At 66.5% G+C, this 18,932-nt stretch carries 16 protein-coding genes and 1 rRNA gene; 5 read left to right on the top strand and 12 right to left on the bottom strand.

Features of this window, described 5'->3' with window-relative positions; genetic code table 11:
• Nucleotides 1-7: 7 nt before the first annotated feature.
• Nucleotides 8-583, bottom strand: a complete 576-nt coding sequence (locus CXG43_RS03235) for a hypothetical protein (protein WP_101098666.1) — start codon at nt 581-583, stop codon at nt 8-10.
• Between the two features lie 119 nt (nt 584-702).
• Nucleotides 703-1,422: an SURF1 family protein gene (locus CXG43_RS03230; RefSeq protein ID WP_101098654.1), complete on the bottom strand. Its 720-nt coding sequence runs from the start codon at nt 1,420-1,422 to the stop codon at nt 703-705.
• Nucleotides 1,423-1,479: 57 nt separating this feature from the next.
• On the opposite strand from CXG43_RS03230, the gene CXG43_RS03225 reads away from it, so the two are divergent.
• Nucleotides 1,480-1,698: a twin transmembrane helix small protein gene (locus CXG43_RS03225; protein WP_101098653.1), complete on the top strand. Its 219-nt coding sequence runs from the start codon at nt 1,480-1,482 to the stop codon at nt 1,696-1,698.
• A gap of 17 nt (nt 1,699-1,715) precedes the next feature.
• Here CXG43_RS03225 and CXG43_RS03220 read toward each other — a convergent pair whose 3' ends face one another.
• The 5 genes from CXG43_RS03220 to coxB form a co-directional block, all read right to left on the bottom strand.
• Nucleotides 1,716-2,591, bottom strand: coding sequence for a cytochrome c oxidase subunit 3 (locus tag CXG43_RS03220; RefSeq protein WP_101098652.1), 876 nt, complete (start codon nt 2,589-2,591; stop codon nt 1,716-1,718).
• Nucleotides 2,592-2,617: 26 nt separating this feature from the next.
• Nucleotides 2,618-3,208: a cytochrome c oxidase assembly protein gene (locus CXG43_RS03215; protein WP_101098651.1), complete on the bottom strand. Its 591-nt coding sequence runs from the start codon at nt 3,206-3,208 to the stop codon at nt 2,618-2,620.
• Nucleotides 3,205-3,339 carry a hypothetical protein gene (locus CXG43_RS19545; RefSeq protein ID WP_269801223.1) on the bottom strand — a complete coding sequence of 45 codons (135 nt, stop codon included), beginning with the start codon at nt 3,337-3,339 and terminating at the stop codon, nt 3,205-3,207. The genes CXG43_RS03215 and CXG43_RS19545 overlap by 4 nt, the downstream gene beginning before the upstream one ends.
• 8 nt (nt 3,340-3,347) lie before the next feature.
• Entirely contained in the window at nt 3,348-4,958 is a 1,611-nt protein-coding gene (ctaD, locus tag CXG43_RS03210) for a cytochrome c oxidase subunit I (protein WP_042611980.1), read from the bottom strand.
• Between the two features lie 61 nt (nt 4,959-5,019).
• Nucleotides 5,020-6,000 (bottom strand): cytochrome c oxidase subunit II, encoded by a 981-nt coding sequence (gene coxB, locus CXG43_RS03205; protein WP_232767568.1) that lies wholly within the window; start codon nt 5,998-6,000, stop codon nt 5,020-5,022.
• A gap of 420 nt (nt 6,001-6,420) precedes the next feature.
• Between coxB and putA the strand changes: the two genes are divergently transcribed.
• Nucleotides 6,421-9,642 carry a bifunctional proline dehydrogenase/L-glutamate gamma-semialdehyde dehydrogenase PutA gene (putA, locus tag CXG43_RS03200; protein ID WP_101098650.1) on the top strand — a complete coding sequence of 1,074 codons (3,222 nt, stop codon included), beginning with the start codon at nt 6,421-6,423 and terminating at the stop codon, nt 9,640-9,642.
• Between the two features lie 500 nt (nt 9,643-10,142).
• On the opposite strand, the gene pnuC is transcribed toward putA, so the two are convergent.
• Entirely contained in the window at nt 10,143-10,721 is a 579-nt protein-coding gene (pnuC, locus tag CXG43_RS03195) for a nicotinamide riboside transporter PnuC (protein WP_101098649.1), read from the bottom strand.
• A 79-nt stretch (nt 10,722-10,800) separates the two neighbouring features.
• Nucleotides 10,801-12,144 (bottom strand): outer membrane protein transport protein, encoded by a 1,344-nt coding sequence (locus tag CXG43_RS03190; RefSeq protein WP_101098648.1) that lies wholly within the window; start codon nt 12,142-12,144, stop codon nt 10,801-10,803.
• A gap of 221 nt (nt 12,145-12,365) precedes the next feature.
• Between CXG43_RS03190 and CXG43_RS03185 the strand changes: the two genes are divergently transcribed.
• Nucleotides 12,366-13,058 carry a rhomboid family intramembrane serine protease gene (locus CXG43_RS03185; RefSeq protein ID WP_101098647.1) on the top strand — a complete coding sequence of 231 codons (693 nt, stop codon included), beginning with the start codon at nt 12,366-12,368 and terminating at the stop codon, nt 13,056-13,058.
• An 80-nt stretch (nt 13,059-13,138) separates the two neighbouring features.
• Here CXG43_RS03185 and CXG43_RS03180 read toward each other — a convergent pair whose 3' ends face one another.
• Both CXG43_RS03180 and CXG43_RS03175 read right to left on the bottom strand, forming a co-directional pair.
• The gene (locus CXG43_RS03180) at nt 13,139-14,599 is read right to left on the bottom strand and encodes a S41 family peptidase (RefSeq protein WP_101098646.1); all 1,461 of its coding nucleotides are present in this window, start codon (nt 14,597-14,599) and stop codon (nt 13,139-13,141) included.
• Nucleotides 14,600-14,724: 125 nt separating this feature from the next.
• A complete protein-coding gene (locus CXG43_RS03175; protein WP_101098645.1) occupies nt 14,725-16,044 on the bottom strand; it encodes a peptidoglycan DD-metalloendopeptidase family protein in 1,320 nt (439 codons plus the stop codon).
• 101 nt (nt 16,045-16,145) lie between these two features.
• Here CXG43_RS03175 and CXG43_RS03170 point away from each other — a divergent pair, with 101 nt between their 5' ends.
• Both CXG43_RS03170 and CXG43_RS03165 read left to right on the top strand, forming a co-directional pair.
• Nucleotides 16,146-16,814: a hypothetical protein gene (locus tag CXG43_RS03170; RefSeq protein WP_232767566.1), complete on the top strand. Its 669-nt coding sequence runs from the start codon at nt 16,146-16,148 to the stop codon at nt 16,812-16,814.
• Nucleotides 16,815-16,868: 54 nt separating this feature from the next.
• The gene (locus tag CXG43_RS03165; RefSeq protein ID WP_101098663.1) at nt 16,869-18,596 is read left to right on the top strand and encodes a M28 family metallopeptidase; all 1,728 of its coding nucleotides are present in this window, start codon (nt 16,869-16,871) and stop codon (nt 18,594-18,596) included.
• Between the two features lie 147 nt (nt 18,597-18,743).
• Here CXG43_RS03165 and rrf read toward each other — a convergent pair.
• Nucleotides 18,744-18,858, bottom strand: a 5S ribosomal RNA gene (gene rrf, locus CXG43_RS03160).
• Nucleotides 18,859-18,932 lie beyond the last annotated feature (74 nt).

Raw genomic sequence — 18,932 nt, 5'->3', positions numbered from 1 at the left:
ACAAGGCTCACTTCAGTTTCAGCAACGTGGACAGGTCCTTGCGCAGGCCACCGAGGTCGGTGCCGGGCGCATGGCGCATGATCACGAAGCCGTTCGGATCGACGATGTAGACCGGCACGCCGGCCGGGTCGTCGACACCGGGCAATGCAGCGCGCAGTGCCGGCGAAGGGGCCAGCGCGCGCAGTGCAGGGGTTCCAGCCAGGGGCGCCGGCGGCGTTCCCAGCCAAAGTATCTCCACATTATCGGCGTTATGGCCGAACAGCTGCCACACCTTGGCCAGTCCCTGCGACAAAGTGACGCATGGTTCGGCGCACGCGACGGGCGGCGCGACCAGGATGCGCCAGATCTTTTCTTCGCCTTTCCAGGCATAGGGCACGCCGCTGGCCAACAGGGGCGGCTGCAGGCGCAGGTCCACCGGCGGCTGCAGCAGCTGGCCGACGTTCTTGTGCGCCGCCGGCTGCCAGCCGGAGAAGCGCAGCACCCCGGCCAGTGCCATCGCGCCGAAGAACAGGACGAACAGCAGCACCAGAGTCCGGCGACCCTTGCCGCGCCCGGTGTCCTGCGGTGACGTAGCAGCATTCATGGGCAGCATTTTCTCATGTTGGGAAGGGGTGTGCCGGTGGATTGGGTGCGGGTCCGGTGGGTGACGAGCGTTGGTCGTCGCGCTTCTGCTCCGGGCAAGAGCGTGACGACCAACGGTCGTCACCTACCAGGGAACCGCCGACGGCGGCGCCATTCCAGCACCAGCGCCACCACCAGCACGGTCAGGGCCAGGCCGAACCATTGCACGGCGTAGCCCAGGTGACGCTGCGGCGGCAGCGTGTTGGGCAGCAGGTCGAGGTCGCGCTCGTCGCCGAACGGCAGCGCCGGATCCAGCCGCAGCACGCGCGCAGGCAGGCCAGGCAGGCCCAACAGCGGGGCCAGCGCGTCGGCCTGCAAGCGGCTGGCCAGCCAGCGCTGCGGGCCCGCCGGGGTCGTCACCGGCCCCAGTGCCAGCCCTGGTGCCGGCGCGGGCGCCAGCAGCCCGCGTACGGCCACCGGCGAGGGCGGTGGCGCCACGTCGGGCAGCGCGCGATCGGCAGGCAGCGGACGCCAGCCCAGGTCCACCAGCAGCACCGCGCCATCATCGCTGCGGAACGGTCGATAGAGCTTCACTCCGGCACGGCCGTGGCGCATCTGGTTATCCAGCAGCACCAGCCCCGACAGGAAGCGGCCGTGGTCGAGGATGCCGTGCACCGGGCCGGCAGCGGCCAGCGCGCGCGACAGGGTAGTGGGCGGTTGCGCGGCCGCCACGGCCTGCGCCTGCAACAGCGCCTGCTTGTGCTGCATGCGCTGCAGCTGCCAGCAGCCGAGCAGGCAGAACACCGTCATCGCCACCAGGGCCAGCACCCAGCCCAGCGTCCGCGTGTGCCGTCGCATCATGACAAACGGCCGCAAACGCGGTCAGATAGCAACATCCGCCCCGCCATCGAGCCGCGCATGAACGATTCGCTGAAGACCCTGCTGATGATCGCGTTCCTCATCGTCATCGTCTGGAACCTGGGCGCCGGCCTGTACTACCTGCTGGTGGATCGGGGACAGACCAAGCGCACCGTCAATGCGCTGACCCGGCGCATCGCGGTGTCGGTGGCGCTGATCCTGCTGGTGGTCATCGGCATCTGGGGCGGCTGGATCCAGCCGCACGGCATCGCCCGCTGAAGCAATCGTTACGTAGATCAAAGCACGTAGACGAACAGGAACAGCATCAGCCACACCACGTCGACGAAATGCCAGTACCACGCCGCCGCTTCGAAGCCGAAATGGTTGTCGCGGGTGAAGTGGCCTTTGGCCGCGCGCAGCCACATCACGCCCAGCATGATCGTGCCCAGCAGCACGTGCGCGCCGTGGAAGCCGGTCAGCATGAAGAACGTGGAGCCGTAGATGCCCGAGCCGAGAGTGAGGTTGAGCTCGGTGTAGGCGTGGATGTACTCCTCCGCCTGCAGGGTCAGGAACACCAGTCCCAGCACCACGGTGATGCCCAGCCAGGTCAGCAGCTGGCGGCGATGGCCGGCCTTCAGTGCGTGGTGGGCGATGGTCAGGGTGACGCCGGAGGTCAGCAGGATCAGCGTATTGATCAGCGGCAGGCCCCACGCCGGGATGGTCTGGAACTGGCCACCGATGGCCGCCGGGCCGTTGGTCGGCCAGCCGGACGAATAGCCCTGCCACAGCAGTTCGTTGGTCATCACCCCGTCGCCCTCGCCGCCCAGCCACGGCAGCCCCAGCGCACGGGTGTAGAACAGCGCACCGAAGAAGGCGCCGAAGAACATCACTTCGGAGAAAATGAACCACACCATCCCCATCCGGAACGAACCATCCACCTGCTGGTTGTAGTGGCCGGCCTGCGATTCACGCACCACGTCGCTGAACCACCAGAACAGGGTCAGCACCAGCATCGCCAGCCCGGTGAAGAAGCTCCACTTGCCCCACGTCGCGTCGTTGAGCCAACTGGCCACGCCGACCATGGTCACCATCATCGCGATGGAGCCGATGAACGGCCATCGGCTGTGGGTCGGCACGTAGTACGCGTTGGCATCGGAAGGAAGCTGGGCCATGGTCGTTGTCCGGTTCAGTGGCGCGCTCAGGGCGCGGCGTGCGCATCGGCCGGCACGCTGGCCGGTGCAAGGCGCGCGGAGAGCGCGTCGTTCTTGTAGAAGGTGTAGGACAGGGTGATGGTGCGGATCTCCGGCGGCAGCGAGGGATCCACGATGAAGCGCACCGGCATGTCGCGCTTCTCTCCGGCCTGCAGGGTCTGTGCGGTGAAGCAGAAGCATTCGGTCTTGCTGAAATAGCCGGAGGCACGCGCTGGCGCCACCGACGGTACGGCGCTGCCGACGATGGCGACCTTGCCATCGTTGCGCGCGAAATACAGCGCTTCGTTGAGCTCGCCGGGCACCACGTCCATGGTCAGCTGTTCGGGATGGAAGGCCCACGGCAACTGCGAGTTCACCCCGCCATCGAACTCCACCCGCACGGTGCGCTTGCCGGCTGCGGCGCCGACGCTGGCCTGTGCCCCGGGCCCGCGTTCCAGGCGCACGCCGAACACTTTTTCACAGGCGATGCGGTACAGCGGCACCAGCGAGAACGTCAGCAGGAACACCGCCACCGCCACGCCGATCAGGCGCGGCAGGCCGGCATGCCGGGACGGGGCGGCGGCCTGCGGTGCGCTCATCGGCCGATCACCCCGCTGAGGATGAAGCCGATATACACCGCCACCGCCACCGCGCCCACCCACAGGGCGGTGAGGCGTGCACGCTGGCGGCGCAGGGCGATGTCATCGGATGATGGGTTCGCATCATGCATGTCGCACCTCAGTGACTGATGTCATCGTGGGCCAGGTCGCCCGGGCGGATCACCGGCGGGGTGGTGAAGGTATGCGCCGGCGCCGGTGACGGCACCGTCCATTCCAGCCCGCGCGCGCCTTCCCAGCTTCGCGCTTCGGCCTTTTCCCCGTTGCGCAGCGAGGCCAGCAGGATCGCGGCCATCATGAAGGGCGTGGCGAACATGCCGAACGCACCGATCGAGCTGATCAGGTTCCAGTCGGCGAAGGCCACGCTGTAATCCGGGATGCGCCGTGGCATGCCGGCCAGGCCGAGGAAATGCTGCGGGAAGAACAGCAGGTTGACGAACACGATCGACCACCAGAAGTGGAACTTGGCCCACTTCTCGCTGTACATGCGGCCGGTCCACTTCGGCCACCAGTAGTACACCGCCGCGATCAGTGCGAACACCGCACCGGTGACCAGCACGTAGTGGAAATGCGCGACCACGAAGTAGGTGTCGTGGTACTGGAAATCAGCCGCGACGATGGCCAGCATCAGGCCGGAAAAACCGCCGATGGTGAACAGGATGACGAAGGCGACCGACCACAGCATCGGCGCTTCGAAGGTGAGCGAACCGCGCCACATGGTGCTGACCCAGTTGAACACCTTCACCCCGGTCGGGATGGAGATCAGCATGGTGGCGAACATGAAGTAGATCTCGCCACCCAGCGGCATGCCCACGGTGAACATGTGGTGGGCCCACACGATGAAGGACAGGAAGGCGATCGCCGCGGTGGCGTAGACCATCGCCTGGTAGCCGAACAGCGGCTTGCGGCTGAAGGTGGGGATGATTTCACTGACCACGCCGAACGCCGGCAGGATCATGATGTAGACCTCCGGGTGCCCGAAGAACCAGAAGATGTGCTGGAACATCACCGGGTCACCGCCACCGGCGGCGTTGAAGAAACTGGTGCCGAAGAACTTGTCGGTCAGCAGCATGGTGACCGCGCCGGCCAGCACCGGCATCACCGCGATCAGCAGGAAGGCGGTGATCAGCCAGGCCCAGCAGAAGATCGGCATCTTCAGCAGGTCGATGCCCGGTGCGCGCATGTTGAGCACGGTGGCGATGATGTTGATCGCGCCCATGATGGAACTGATGCCGGCCACGTGGATGGCGAACACGGTGAAGGCCACGTTGTAGCCGCCCTGCAGCGACAGCGGCGGGTACAGGGTCCAGCCCCCGGCCGGTGCGCCGCCGGGCAGGAACAGGGTCAGCAGCAGCATGCCAAAGGCCACCGGCAGCAGCCAGAACGACCAGTTGTTCATGCGCGGCAGCGCCATGTCCGGCGCGCCGATCTGCAGCGGAATCATCCAGTTGGCCAGGCCGACGAAAGCCGGCATCACCCCGCCGAAGATCATCACCAGCGCATGCATGGTGGTCATCTGGTTGAAGAATTCCGGCTTGACGAACTGCAGCCCGGGCTGTGCCAGTTCGGTGCGGATCACCACGCTCATCGCCGCGCCGATGATGAACATGACGAAGCTGAAAAGCAGGTACAGCGTGCCGATGTCCTTGTGGTTGGTGCTGAACAGCCAGCGCTGGAAAAAGCCCTGCGCATGACCGTGGTGTTCGTCGTGCCCAACTGCCGAGTGCGCCATTGCAAAACACCTCTCAGATCGATTTGTCACAGTGGCCGCGATGCAGCCACGGGCGGTTGGGTCAGGCGTCGGTGGTGGGCGCCGGGGCCGGTGCAGCAGCAGGCTCGGCCGGGGTTACCGGTTGCCGTGGCGCGGTGCCGTCGCCGGGCGGCGTGGTGGTCTCCGGCGCATTCGGGGTGGCAGGCGCGGCGGGTGCAGCAGGCGCGGCGGCGGGCGCCGGCTTCTTCTGCGCCAGCCACTGCTTGAAGTCTTCCTTGGACACCGCTTCGACCACGATCGGCATGAAGCCGTGGTCCTTGCCGCACAGTTCGGCGCACTGCCCGCGGTAGACGCCGGGGGTGTCGATGCTGGTCCAGGCCTCGTTGATGAAGCCCGGGATGGCATCCTGCTTCCAGCCCAGCGCCGGTACCCACCAGGCGTGGATCACGTCGTCGGAGGTGATGACGAAGCGCACCTTGGTATCCACCGGCAGCACCAGCCGGTTGTCGACGTCGAGCAGGTAATGCGGATTGCTTTGGCGGGTGGGCACCTTGCCGCTCTGGCGCACGCGGTCGGACTCGCGGTCCAGCCGGCTGGTGAAGTCCACGCCCTCGCCCAGGTACTCATAGCGCCACATCCACTGGTAGCCGGTGACCTTGACGGTCATCTCGGCATCGCGGGTGTCGTACATCTTGATCAGGTTGGCGGTGGCCGGCCAGGCCATCACCACCAGGATCACCACCGGGATCACCGTCCAGATGATTTCGGCCTTGGTGTTGTGGCTGAAGGTGGCGGCGACCGCGCCCTTGGATTTGCGGAACTTGAAGATGGCGTAGGCCATCGCACCGAACACGATCACGCCGATGACCGTGACCACGATCAGCGAGAGCATGTTCGATTCCCAGGCCAACCGCGAGGTCTGGGTAACCCCCCGGCCCATGTTCAACTGCCATGGCTTGGGATCGGCGGACTGCGCCCATCCCATTGCCGGAAACGCCATTCCGGCCGCCACCGTGGCGATCCCGGACACGCACCTGCCGCCCCACGCGCTGCTTTGCTTCATTGCCTAGACCCTTGACGTCATCGGTGACCGCCATCGCTGGCGGCGAGCAAGCTTTCAAGCTGGTTTCCGGGCATCAGCGTCCGTGGGGGGGACGCCCTCGCCGTTGCGTATTCAGATCCCCTGCGGCGCATCCGCCGCCCTGATCCTGTCGCAACCGCGTTCCTGCCGCGGGTTACGTCTCGATGGTAGCCCTGCCCTCTCGACACTTACAAGGTCCATTCACGGTAAATACGATGCTGCAGCACAGCAATTGGCCGTCGGCCGATTTGCCGATTTCGGCACAAAAACGGCCGCGCGACCAGATTCAGCTGAATCCTTTACGGGGCGGAGCTATGAGGATTACTGAAAGGCGCCATGCAGGGGCTTTCCGCAGGCCAAAATATGATTAAAATCGCCAAGTTTTCCACTGGCCGGACCGGCATGAACGCACCTACTCTTTCGCCCGCTGCCCCCGGCTCCGCGCCGCCGGCCGACGTGCTGCTGTCGCCGGAACTGCCGGCATCTCCCTCCGCTTTCCGCCAGGCCATCACCGACGCCTGGTTGAAGGACGAGGCGGCCCACGTGACCGAACTGCTGGCACAGGCGCGCCTGCCGGCCGACGAACAGGCGCAGGTGCAGGCGCTGGCCGCCGACCTGGTCGCCCGCGTGCGCGTGCGCGCCAAGGACCAGGGGGCGATCGAAGCCTTCATGCGCCAGTACGACCTGGGCAGCGAGGAAGGCGTGCTGCTGATGTGCGTGGCCGAAGCGCTGCTGCGCATCCCGGACCAGGACACCGCCGACAAGCTGATCCGCGACAAGCTGGCCGATGCGGACTGGAAGAAGCACATGGGCGGCAGCGACTCGGTGCTGGTCAATGCCTCCACCTGGGGCCTGATGCTGACCGGCAAGCTGGTACAGATCAACGACCTCACCCGTGCCGACGTGCCGGGCGCGTTCAAGCGCCTGATGGGCCGCGTGGGCGAGCCGGTGATCCGCCTGGCCGTGCGCCAGGCGATGAAGATCATGGGCCATCAGTTCGTCATGGGCCGCACCATCGGCGAGGCGCTGGAGCGTTCGCACAAGGGTGACAACGCCAGCTACCGCTATTCGTTCGACATGCTCGGCGAAGGCGCGCTGACCATGAAGGATGCCCTGCGTTACCTGGAGGACTACCGCCGCGCGATCCATGCCATCGGCGGTGACCACAAGGCACGCGGCGGCCGCCCGGATGGCGACGTCAACAATGCCCCGGGCATCTCGATCAAGCTGTCCGCGCTGTACCCGCGCTACGAGCACGCCAAGCGTGCCCGCGTGCTGCACGACCTGGTGCCCGGCGTGCTGGAGCTGGCACAGCTGGCGAAAAGCTACGGCATCGGCTGCACGGTGGACGCCGAAGAAGCCGACCGCCTGGAGCTGTCGCTGGACATCATCGATGCGGTGTTCTCAGATGCCTCGCTGAGCGGCTGGGATGGCTTCGGCGTGGTGGTGCAGGCGTACCAGAAGCGCACCCCGTACACGATCGATTTCCTCGCCGATATGGCCCGCCGCAACGGCCGTCGCCTGCAGGTGCGGCTGGTCAAGGGCGCGTACTGGGACGCGGAGATCAAGCGCGCGCAGATCGAAGGCTATCCGGGCTACCCGGTGTTCACCCGCAAGCAGAACACCGACGTGTCCTACCTGGCCTGCGCCAAGCGCCTGTTCGGTCATGGCGACGCGATCTATCCGATGTTCGCCACCCACAACGCGCACACCATCGCCGCGATCCGCAGCATCGCCAAGGGCGGTGTGTACGAGCACCAGAAGCTGCACGGCATGGGCGATGACCTGTACGCCGAAGTGGTGCCGGCCGATCGCCTTGGCCTGCCGTGCCGCGTCTACGCGCCGGTCGGCTCGCACGAGGACCTGCTGCCTTACCTGGTGCGTCGCCTGCTGGAAAACGGCGCCAACTCCAGCTTCGTCAACCGCATCACCGACGACCGCGTGGCGATTGCCGAGCTGGTCCGTGATCCGGTGGAAATGGTGGGTTCCTTCGCCTCCATCCCGCACCCCAAGATCCCGCTGCCGGTCGACCTGCTGCGCAGCCAGAACCACCACAGGACCAATTCCATGGGCATCAACCTCGCCAACGACAACGCACTGCGCGACCTTGCCGGGCAGCTCAACAGTGCCGTGAAAGCATGGCATGCCACCCCGCTGGTACCCGGTGCCAACCTGACCGGACCGACGCTGCCGGTGACCAATCCGGCCGACAACCGCCAGGTGGTGGGCCAGTGGCAGGCGGCCGACGATGTGACCGTGCAGAAGGCCCTGACCAACGCGGTTGCAGCGCAGCCAGCCTGGAACCGCACCCCCGCTGCCAGCCGCGCGGCGATCCTGGAACACGCCGCCGACCAGCTGGAAGCACGCATCGCCGAGTTCATGGCGCTGTGCGTGAAGGAAGCCGGCAAGAGCCTGCCCGACGGCGTGGCCGAAGTGCGCGAGGCGGTCGACTTCCTGCGCTACTACGCCAAGCAGGCACGCGAGCAGTTCGCGCATGCTGAAAAGCTGCCCAGCCCGACCGGTGAATCCAACGAACTGCAGTTGCATGGCCGCGGCGTGTTCGTGTGCATCAGCCCGTGGAACTTCCCGCTGGCGATCTTCCTGGGCCAGGTCGCGGCGGCGCTGGCGGCGGGCAACAGCGTGATCGCCAAGCCGGCCGAACAGACCAACCTGATCGGCTACTACGCGGTGAAACTGCTGCTGGATGCCGGCGTGCCGGAAGGCGTGCTGCAGTTCCTGCCGGGCGACGGCGCCACTGTCGGTGCGGCGTTGACCGCCGACCCGCGCGTGGCCGGCGTGGCCTTCACCGGGTCCACTGATACCGCCCGTGCGATCAACCGCGCGATGGCCGCACGTGATGCCGCGATCGGTGTGCTGATCGCCGAGACCGGCGGCCAGAACGCCTTCATCGCCGATTCGTCGGCGCTGCCGGAACAGCTGGTCAAGGATGCGATCGGTTCGGCTTTCACCTCGGCCGGCCAGCGTTGTTCGGCCGCACGCGTGCTGTTCGTGCAGGACGACATCGCCGACAAGGTGATGACCATGCTGGCCGGCGCGATGAAGGAACTGAAGGTCGGCGACCCGGGCGAACTGTCCACCGACGTCGGTCCGGTGATCGACGCGGACGCGCTGCGGATCCTGCAGGACCATGCCGAGCGCATGGACGCCGAAGCCCGCCTGATCGCCGCTGCCACGCTCGGCGATGGCACGGCGCACGGCACCTTCTTCGCGCCGCGTGCGTACGAACTGAAGGACCTGGGCCAGCTGCACAGGGAGATCTTCGGACCGGTGCTGCACGTGATCCGCTGGAAGGGCGACCAGCTGCAGGCGGTGATCGACCAGATCAACGCGACCGGTTACGGCCTGACCCTGGGCGTACATTCGCGCATCGACGAGACCGTGGACCGCATCACCCACGGCATCCAGGTGGGCAACGTGTACGTCAACCGCAACCAGATCGGTGCGGTGGTGGGCGTGCAGCCGTTCGGTGGCCAGGGCCTGTCCGGCACCGGCCCGAAGGCGGGCGGCCCGCACTACCTGCTGCGGTTCGCCACGGAGAAAACCGTCACGGTGAACACCACCGCGGCCGGCGGCAACGCCTCGCTGCTGACATTGGGCGATTGATTTTTTCCGCTGTGCCGCGGGTGGATTCGGCGCCTGGGTGGGACGGGGTGGGTTGGCGGGAAACGCCGTGAATCCATCCTTGGAGGCTCGCCATCCGCATCCATGCGGATGAGCGTTCCCGCCAACCCACCCCGCCCCACCGCTGACGGTTTCCCGCGGCCGCCAGCGGGTGGGGAAGAGAAGAGCAGGGTCAGGGTCCTTTCACCATCGGTAGCGCCGAGCCATGCTCGGCGGAAACCATCAGATCCCCTTTCTCCCCACATCCGCCGACCATGGGTCGGCGCTACCAAGGCCCCAAGGACCATGTTTGTCCACGGTCCCCATGGACCTGTCGAAGGTGGGGCGGGGAGGCTGTGCAGGACCGTCTTTTCGCATGGATGCGAAAAGCGAGCCTCCATGGACGGATTCACGGCGTGTCCTGCACAGCCACCCCGCCCCGCCAACAAACAGCCCTGCAGCTGTTGACGTTGACGTTGCCTGCGCTTCTGACCGTGTGCGCGTCAGCGCGCAGCCAGCATCAACCGCCGCCAGTGCAGCAGTGCGACGATCGCGTTGATCCAGTAGCCGACGTACAGCAGCGCGGTCAGCTGCAGGCCCCCTGCGTAGTACAGCGGCACCGCCAGGGTGTTCACCAGCAACCACACCCACCAGCATTCCAGCTTGCGCCGCATCATCATCAACTGACCGACCATGCTCAGCAGCAGGATCCCCGCGTCCACGTAAGGCGCCTGTCCGTCCGTATGCCGGCTCAGCATCCAGCCATAGCCCCACGTGCCCGCGACTACCAGCACGACCAGCCCCGGCCACGCAGCGGCGCGCAGGCGGGTGATCGGCAGCGGCGCGCCCTGGTTGCCGCGCAGCCACTGCCACCAGCCCAGTGCACCCACGACGATGAAGAACCCCTGCAGCGCCACCTGCCCGTACAACCGCGCCTGCAGGAACACCGCCGCGAACAGCAGCCCGGCAATGATGCTCATCCACCAGCCATGCACGCTGTTGCGCCCGGCCAGCAGTATCGAGGCGGCCGCTGCGACGTTGGCGGCGATTTCAAGCTGGAACGCGGGGTCTGAAAAATCCATGGGCCATTGTAGTGCGCAAAGAAAAAGCCCCGCTTGCGCGGGGCTTTCCGGTCCTGCTGTCACGCGTTGAAGCGTGGAATCAGAACTTGTACTGCATCGACGCAGCCAGCACGTCGCCGCGGACCTTGTACTTGCCGGTCAGCGAGTTGCCCTGGTTGTTGGTACCCGGCTGCACGAACAGGTTCGGGTCGCTGGTCAGCAGGTGGGTGTAGCCGAAGTTGTATTCGACGTTGTCCGACGGGGCCCAGCCCAGGCCAACCGACAGCCACTTGCGGCTGGTGTCCGGCACGCGCACGTCGCGGTGCGCGTCGGTGGTCGGGGTCTGGTCCAGTGCCACGCCGCCACGCAGGGTGACGGTGTCGCTCAGCTTGAAGTCGGTACCCAGCGACACGAAGGTGGTATCGCGGTAGCCGAATTCCAGCACCGAATCGGGCTGGGCCGAAGCGTAGTCGATGACCACCTGGTCGAACGCGGTCGACCATGCGGTACGGGTGACATCACCCATCACGGTCCAGCGGTCGTTGATGTTGTGGGTCACGCTCAGCGTGGCCGACGCCGGCAGGGTCACCGTGGCCTTGCCGCTGGTGGTCACGAAGCGGCCCGGCTGGGCAACGGCCAGCACGGCAGCGGCGTTGGACGGCACGTCGAAGGTGGCGTCGCCGCCGGTGATCTTGTGCTCGACCTTGGAACGGTAGCTGATGCCGATGTGGGTGTTCTCATCCGGGCTGAACAGGCCGCCGACGGTCCAGCCGACCGCGTTGTTGTCGCCTTCCACGGTCAGCTTGCCATCGGCGCTGCCCGGGGCGAAGCCCGGTACGCGGGACTGGGCCAGCGCGGTGCCGAAGTCGATGTTGTTGCTCAGTTCGATGGTCAGGTGTTCGACGAACACCGACGCGCCGAAGGACACGTACGGGTTGACGTCATAAGACATCGCAAAGCCGAGGTCGATCGCCTTCAGGTCGGTCTTCAGGCCGCTGTAGCGACCCACCCAGCCGTCGTCGTAGTCGGTCTTGAAGCCGAACGGTGCGGTCAGCGACACGCCGAAGTGGGCCTTTTCGCCGATCGGCATGTGGAAGTAACCGGCCGGGACCGGCGCGATCATGCCGGCGTCGCCGCCGTCACCACCGGTCTGCGGGGCGCCGGTCGGCTTGCGGCCGGCACCTTCGAACTCGGCCTTGAAGCTGATCGCGCTCAGGTCACCCTGGATCACGCGGCCATCGAGCTGGCGCATGCCAGCCGGGTTGGCGGCGATGATCGAGGCGTCACCCTCGGCGCTGCCCGAACCTGCGAAGGCGCGGCCGAGGCCCTTGGCACTCTTTTCCGCCAGCTGGAACGCGGCTGCGTTCGCATCGGTGGCGGCCAGTACGCCGGCAATGCCGACAGCCAGCATCGTAATGCGGGCAAAAGTAGAAGCGGTTTGCATCGTTTTATCTCTCCGGAAAGCGGTTGTTTGCTCTGCATGCGCCTGCGTCCCGCCGGGGCCAAGGCCCTGCAGGACGCGCCGGATTCCCCTCCCGACATACGACGCCGTATGCGAGTATTACCCAGACGTGTTAATGAAACAATAACAGATAGGGTGCATTTACAGCTTTAAAACTGAATGCGCAGACCTCCGCCATCGGCTGTCAAGATACCCTAGCACCCATGTTCCTGTCGCTGCCCTCCCGTCGCAAAGCCGCCTTCCGCTGGGCAACCCCGGTGCTGTTTGCGACAGTCTGGCTGGCGTTCCTGTGGTCGATCTCGCGTCCCCACGAAGCGCGCAACAGCCTGTGGATGGATTGGGGCGCCCTGTCGGCTGGCCTCATGCGGCCGCTGGACTGGTGGGCCACCCTGCAGGACGGCAGCGTGCTGCGGCTGTTCACCGCGCTGTTCCTGCATGCCGACTGGTCGCACCTGCTCGGCAACCTGGTGTTCCTGTTGATCTTCGGGCTACCGGCCGAGCGCGTGCTGGGGCCGTGGCGGCTGATCCTGCTGTTCCTGTTCGGCGGGGCCTTCTCCAACCTGGTGGCGATCTACACCATGGGCACGCCGGACCAGATCATCATCGGGGCGAGCGGCGCGGTATCGGCATTGATCGGGACCTACCTGGCGCTGTTCCCGGGCGCACGCTTGGGCGTGGTGATTCCGTTGGGCCTGTTCCTGGAATTCGTCCGCGCACCGGCCTACCTGCTGATCGGCTTCTGGGCGGTGCTGCAGGTGGTGTTCGCGCATATCGGCCCGAGCTTCGGCATGGTGGCCTGGTGGGCCCATATCGCCGGCTTCGGCTTCGGGGTGGTGTACGGCGTGTACGTGCGCGCCGCGATCGCCCGCCGACTGCGCAAGCGCCAAGGTTTCTGACGCGGTTCCGGTAGTGACGGCCGCTGGCCGTCCTGCATGGGGGTGGGTGACGACCGTTGGTCGTCACGCCTTTGCCGCGGTCAGGGCTTGGCCGGCGCTTGTGCTGGCTTGGCTTCTGGCTTGGCTTCCGGCTTCGCTGCGGCCTTGTCCGCTGCCGCCTTGTCCGCTGCCGCCTTGGCCGCTTCGGCCTTCAGTCGTGTGGCGACAGAGCCCGGTGCCTTCAGCTCGGCCAGTGCGTCGTTGATCGGGCCGTCGCCCGGCAGTACGTCGCCGGCCTGGTAGCCTTCCTCGCCTTCGCCATCCCCATGCAGGTGGCCCGGCAGGGTCGCTTCGCTGAAGTCGGACAGGCTGGCCGGCAGGGCGTCTTCGCCTTCCACCGGTGCGGGCTTGAGCTCCACTTCCGGCACGATACCGGTCGCCTGGATCGACTTGCCGCTGGGGGTGAAGTAACGCGCGGTGGTCAGCTTGACCGAATCGCCGTTGTCCAGCGGCAGCACGGTCTGCACCGAGCCCTTGCCGAAGGTCCGGCTGCCGATCACCCGCGCACGCTGGTTGTCGCGCAGGGCGCCGGCCAGCACTTCCGATGCGCTGGCCGAACCGGCGTCCACCAGCACCACCACCGGAGCGCCCTTCAACAGGTCGCCGGGCGTGGCATCGAAGCGTGCATCGCTGATGCTGATGCGGCCGCGCGTGCTGACGATGTTGCCTTTCTCGATCAGGTCGTCGGCCACCTGCACCGCAGCGGTCAGCAGGCCACCGGGATTGCTGCGCAGGTCCAGCACCAGGCCCTTGAGCTGGCCACCGGCCTGCTTGGACAACTGCCGCGCATGCTTCTGGAAATCAGCTGCGGTATCGGCCTGGAAGGTGCTCAGGCGGATGTAGCCGTAGCCGGGTTCCAGCATGCGGCTGCGCACGCTGGTCACGCGGATGGTTTCGCGCGCCAGGCTGACATCGAAAGGCTTCGGCTTGCCGTCACGCACGATGGTCAGCACCACCTTGCTGCCGGCCGGGCCACGCAGCGGTTCGCTGGCCTGGATGGCGCTGATCGGCTTGCCGTCGATGGCGATGATCAGGTCGCCGGCGAGGATGCCGGCGCGTGCGGCCGGGGTATCGTCGATCGGCGAGATGATCTTCAGGCTGGCATTGTCCGGCTGCTGCTGCAGCTCCACGCCGATGCCTTCGTAAGCGCCGTTGGCCTGCTCGTCGAAGGCTTCGGCATCTTCCTTGTCGAAGTAGGTGCTGTGCGGATCCAGGTCCAGCAGCAGGCCGCGCACCGCGTCCTGCATCAGCTTCTTGTCGTCCACCGGGTCCACGTAGGCCGCGCGCACTGCGTTGTACACCGCCACGAAGCGCCGGATTTCCTCCAGCGGCACTTTCGACGTCGCCGCCTCTTCGCTGCTCGCCGCGGTGGACGGCCTGGCGTCGGCGGGGGCGTCGGCGGGGGCGTCGGCAGGGGCGGCCGCGGCGGGTTCGGCCTGCTGGGCCAGCGCCAGTGAAGGCATCATGGCCAGCAGCAGGGTGGCGGTTCGGGCTACACGCATGAAGCACTCCTGGGGTCGAATTCGAATGCTCCGGTGAAGTGCGCGCACGACCGATGCAGGTCCCGATTATGCGTCAGGTATCGGTAAATTCCCGTTGAATGTACGACGACCTCGCGCGCGACGGTTCAGCGACGCTGCAACCAGCTGTCCGGGTTCACCGGCTGGCCGCCACGACGCAGTTCGAAGTACAGCGCGGTGACGCCCTGCCCGCCGGAGTTGCCGACCTTGGCCAGCGGATCACCCCGCTTCACCGCAGCGCCGGCATCCTTGAGCAGGGTGTCGTTGTGCGCGTACAGGCTCATGTAGCCGTTGCCGTGGTCCACGATCAGGATCATGCCGTAGCCGGTCATCCAGTCGGAGAACACCACGGTGCCATCGGCCACGGCGGTGACCGTGCTGCCGGCCGCCGCGCCGATCAGCACGCCGCTGCTGGTGCGCCCGTCAGGCAGCTTGCCGCCGTAGCGGGCCAGCAGATTGCCGGTCAACGGCCAGCCCAGGCCCCCCACCCGCGGTGCCGGTGCGGCGGTGGCCACCGGCGGCACTTTGGTGGCGCGCGGCGGCGGCGGCGGACGGCCTTCGGCCACCGCGCGATCAGCGGCGGCTTTTTCTGCCGCCTTTTCCGCAGCGCGTTCGGCGGCCGCGCGCCGGGCCGCCGCACGCCGCTCGGCTTCAGCACGTGCGGCGGCGGCACGCAGGTTGGCCAGCAGGGTTTCCAGCGCTTTCGCATCCTGGCCCAGGGCCTTTTCGCGTTCGCTGCGGTCCTTGAACTGTTCGTCCAGCGCGGCGACGGCCTGCTCGCGCTGGCGACGATCGCTGGCCAGTGCGGTGGCCTGCTGCTTCTGCTGCTGGCGGGTGGACTGCAGTTGTTGCTGGCGTTGCCCGATCTGCGCCTGCAGCGTGTCCAGTTCCTTCAGGTCAGCGGTGATGTCATGGATGCGTTGGCTGCGCTCGCGCTGCAGGTAACGGTGGTAGGCCAGCGAGCGATTGCCATCGGCCACGGTGTCCTGGGACAGCAGCAGCTTCAACGGCGCATGGTTGCCCAGCCGGTAGGCTCCGTTGAGCAGCCCGGCCAGTTCCGTGCGTTGCTTCTGCAGCCCGCCCTGCAGCGCAACGCGGCGTTTTTCCAGATCGGCCAGCGCGCTGTTCTGCGCCTGCAGCGCCGCTTCGGTTTCGGCCAGGGTGCGGCCGGTACGCGCGACCTTTTCATCCATTTCGCGCAGCTGCCGGCTGGCCTGGCCGCGCTGGTTGTCCAGCTGCCTGCGCTCCTGTGCAACGCCCTTCAGTTCGGTACGCAGCTTCTGCAGCTTGCGCTCCGCTTCGCGGGTGGACTGGGCACCGGCGGGCAGCGCCGGCAGCAGGGCAGCGGCGATGGCCAGCAGCACGCCTCCAGCCAGCACGGCCCAGCGGGTGTTAGCGATGCGTGAGGGAAAAGCATTGTCGCGCAAGGGCGTTCCAGTGACTTCAGGCAGATGCGGTTTCCAGTGCAACATGGTGACATCTTTGCCGGGCGGCCGGCCAGCCGCATGTGACTGACAAGGAACCTCTCATGAAAGCCCCAACCCTGAACCTGGCGCTCGCGCTCAGCCTTGCCGCGGTCGCCAGCACGGCGGCGGCGCAGGAAGACATCAGCAAGGTCAACGGCAGCATCAGCGCCGAACCGGGCCAGCGCTACGGTGACCTGGATACGGTCAACGGCAGCATCCGGGTAGACGACGGCGTGGAAACCGGCGACATCGAAACCGTCAACGGCGGCATCAAGGTCGGCGATGGCGCGCGCACCGGCAGCATTGCCACGGTCAACGGCGGTGTGCGGCTGGCGGGCGGGGTGATCGCACGCGGCAACGTGGAGACGGTCAACGGCAGCATCTTCGCCGACCGCCGCAGCCAGATCGAGGGCAGCGTGGAGACGGTGAACGGAGGTATCGGCCTGGTCGAAACCCGCCTGGCCGGCGACATCGAGACCGTCAACGGCGACGTCACCGTCGGCGTCGGTTCGGTGGTCAACGGCGGTATCCACATCAAGAAGCCCAGCTTCAGCATTTCATTGACGCCGAACCGCAAGCCGCGGGTGATCATCGGACCCAATGCGGTGGTCAACGGCGCGCTGCAGTTCGAACGCGAGGTGGTGCTGTACGTGCACCGCAGTGCCAAGACCGGCACGGTGACCGGCGCCACCCCGGTGGCGTTCGACACCGACACCGCCCCGGAAAACTGATTCCATGCCAGGCCTGCGCCTGCAGGCAGGCTCCCCTCCCTGCAGGACCTGATGATGCCCCGTAAATTACTGCTCTGCCTTGCCCTCACCGCGGCACTGACCGCGTGCAAGGGCGAAGACGCCACCCCGGCGGCGACCGCCCCGGCCGCCGATGCCAGCGCCGCCACCGCGCCGGCCAGCACGCACACGTTCTCTCCGGACATCAACGCCGCTGACTTCGCCGAACTGGTCAAGACGCTGGCTTCGGACCAGTTCGAGGGCCGCGCGCCCGGCAGCAAAGGCGAAGAATTGACCGTCAACTACATCCGCGACCAGATGCAGCGGATCGGCCTGCAGCCCGGCAACGGCGACAGCTGGTTCCAGGACGTGGCGATGACCGAGACCACGGCCGACGAAACCACCTCGCTGAAGATCGACCAGGCCGGCAAGGCCAGCGAGCTGAAGTTCGGCACCGACATGGTGGTAGGCACCCGTACCGGCCAGACCGAAGTGAAGGTGGACGGCAGTGACATCGTGTTCGTGGGCTACGGCGTGGACGCACCGGAGCAGCAGTGGAACGACTACGCCGGCCAGGACTGGAAGGGCAAGACGGTGGTGATGTTCGTCAACGATCCGGGCTTCCATGTCGACGATGCGAAGCTGTTCGATGGCAAGCGCATGACCTACTACGGCCGCTGGACGTACAAGTTCGAAGAAGCCGCGCGCAAGGGCGCGGCCGCCGCGCTGATCGTGCACGACACCGCCGGCGCGTCGTATGGCTGGGACGTGGTCAAGAATTCCTGGGCCGGACCGCAGTACGACCTGCCGGCCAAGAATGATCCCGAAGCCCGCCTGCCGGTCCAGGGCTGGCTGAGTGCCGATGCCGCCAAGGTACTGTTCGCCGGTGCCGGCCTGGATCTTGCGCAGGCTTACAAGGATGCCAACAAGCGTGGTTTCAAGCCGGTGCCGCTGAACGCCAAGCTGTCGGTGGACCTGAAGAGCACCACCGCCGAGAAGACGTCCCGCAACGTGGTGGGCGTGCTGCCGGGCAGCAGCCGGGCCGATGAAGCCGTGCTCTACATGGCGCACTGGGACCACCTGGGCAAGCATGAAGGCGAAGCAGATGACAACATCTACAACGGTGCGGTGGACAACGCCACCGGCGTGGCCGGCATCCTGGAAGTGGCCGACGCGATGATGCACCAGGATCCGAAGCCGGTCCGTTCGGCGGTGTTCCTGGCGGTAACGCTGGAAGAATCGGGCCTGCTCGGCTCCAAGTACTACGTGGCCCATCCGACCTTCCCGCTGGACAAGATCGCCGGCGTGATCAACATCGATGCGATGTCGGTCGCTGGCCGTGCCAAGGACATGACGGTGACCGGTTTCGGCAGTTCCGAGCTGGAAGACATCCTCAAGCCGCTGGCCGCGGCGCAGGGCCGCACGCTGCATGGTGAGTCGGCAGTGCAGAGCGGGTTCTACTTCCGCTCGGATCACTTCAACTTCGCCAAGGCGGGCGTGCCGGCGCTGTATGCCGATGGCGGCGAGGACCTGCTGGACGGCGGCGTGGAAGCGGGCCGCAAGGCCGGTGAAGACTACGGGCGCAATCGTTACCACGGCCCGAAGGATGAGTTCGACGCCGCGACGTGGAAGCTGGACGGCACCATCGAGGACCTGCAGTTGCTGCACGGTGTGGGCAAGGAACTGGCCGCCGGCGATCGCTGGCCGAACTGGTACGAAGGCAACCCGTTCAAGGCGGCGCGCGATGAGATGATGAAAGGCAAGGCCGCTCCGGCAGGCAAGTAAACGCCGGGTTGGCTGATGTGTATCTGCGGCGCCCTTCGGGGCGCCGTTTTTTTTGCGCGTGTTTGACGGCCAGCGGCCGTCACTACCGGGCATGCGTACGCGCAAGAAAAAACCCCGCTGCGTTAGCAGCGGGGTTTCTGGTTTGAACCCTGGCGATGACCTACTCTCGCATGGCTTGAGCCACACTACCATCGGCGCAGCTGCGTTTCACTTCCGAGTTCGGGATGGGATCGGGTGGTTCCACAGCGCTGATTTCACCAGGGAGACGTTGGGAGCAGCGCATATGCGCCAGCTCACATTGTTGCCCTTGGGCGGCAGGCACGAAAAGCAGGTGCC

Origin of the sequence: Stenotrophomonas sp. Bg11-02 (genome assembly GCF_002836635.1) — a bacterium.
In the GTDB taxonomy this organism is placed as follows: domain Bacteria; phylum Pseudomonadota; class Gammaproteobacteria; order Xanthomonadales; family Xanthomonadaceae; genus Stenotrophomonas; species Stenotrophomonas lacuserhaii.
This window is presented reverse-complemented; position numbering and strand designations above follow the sequence as displayed.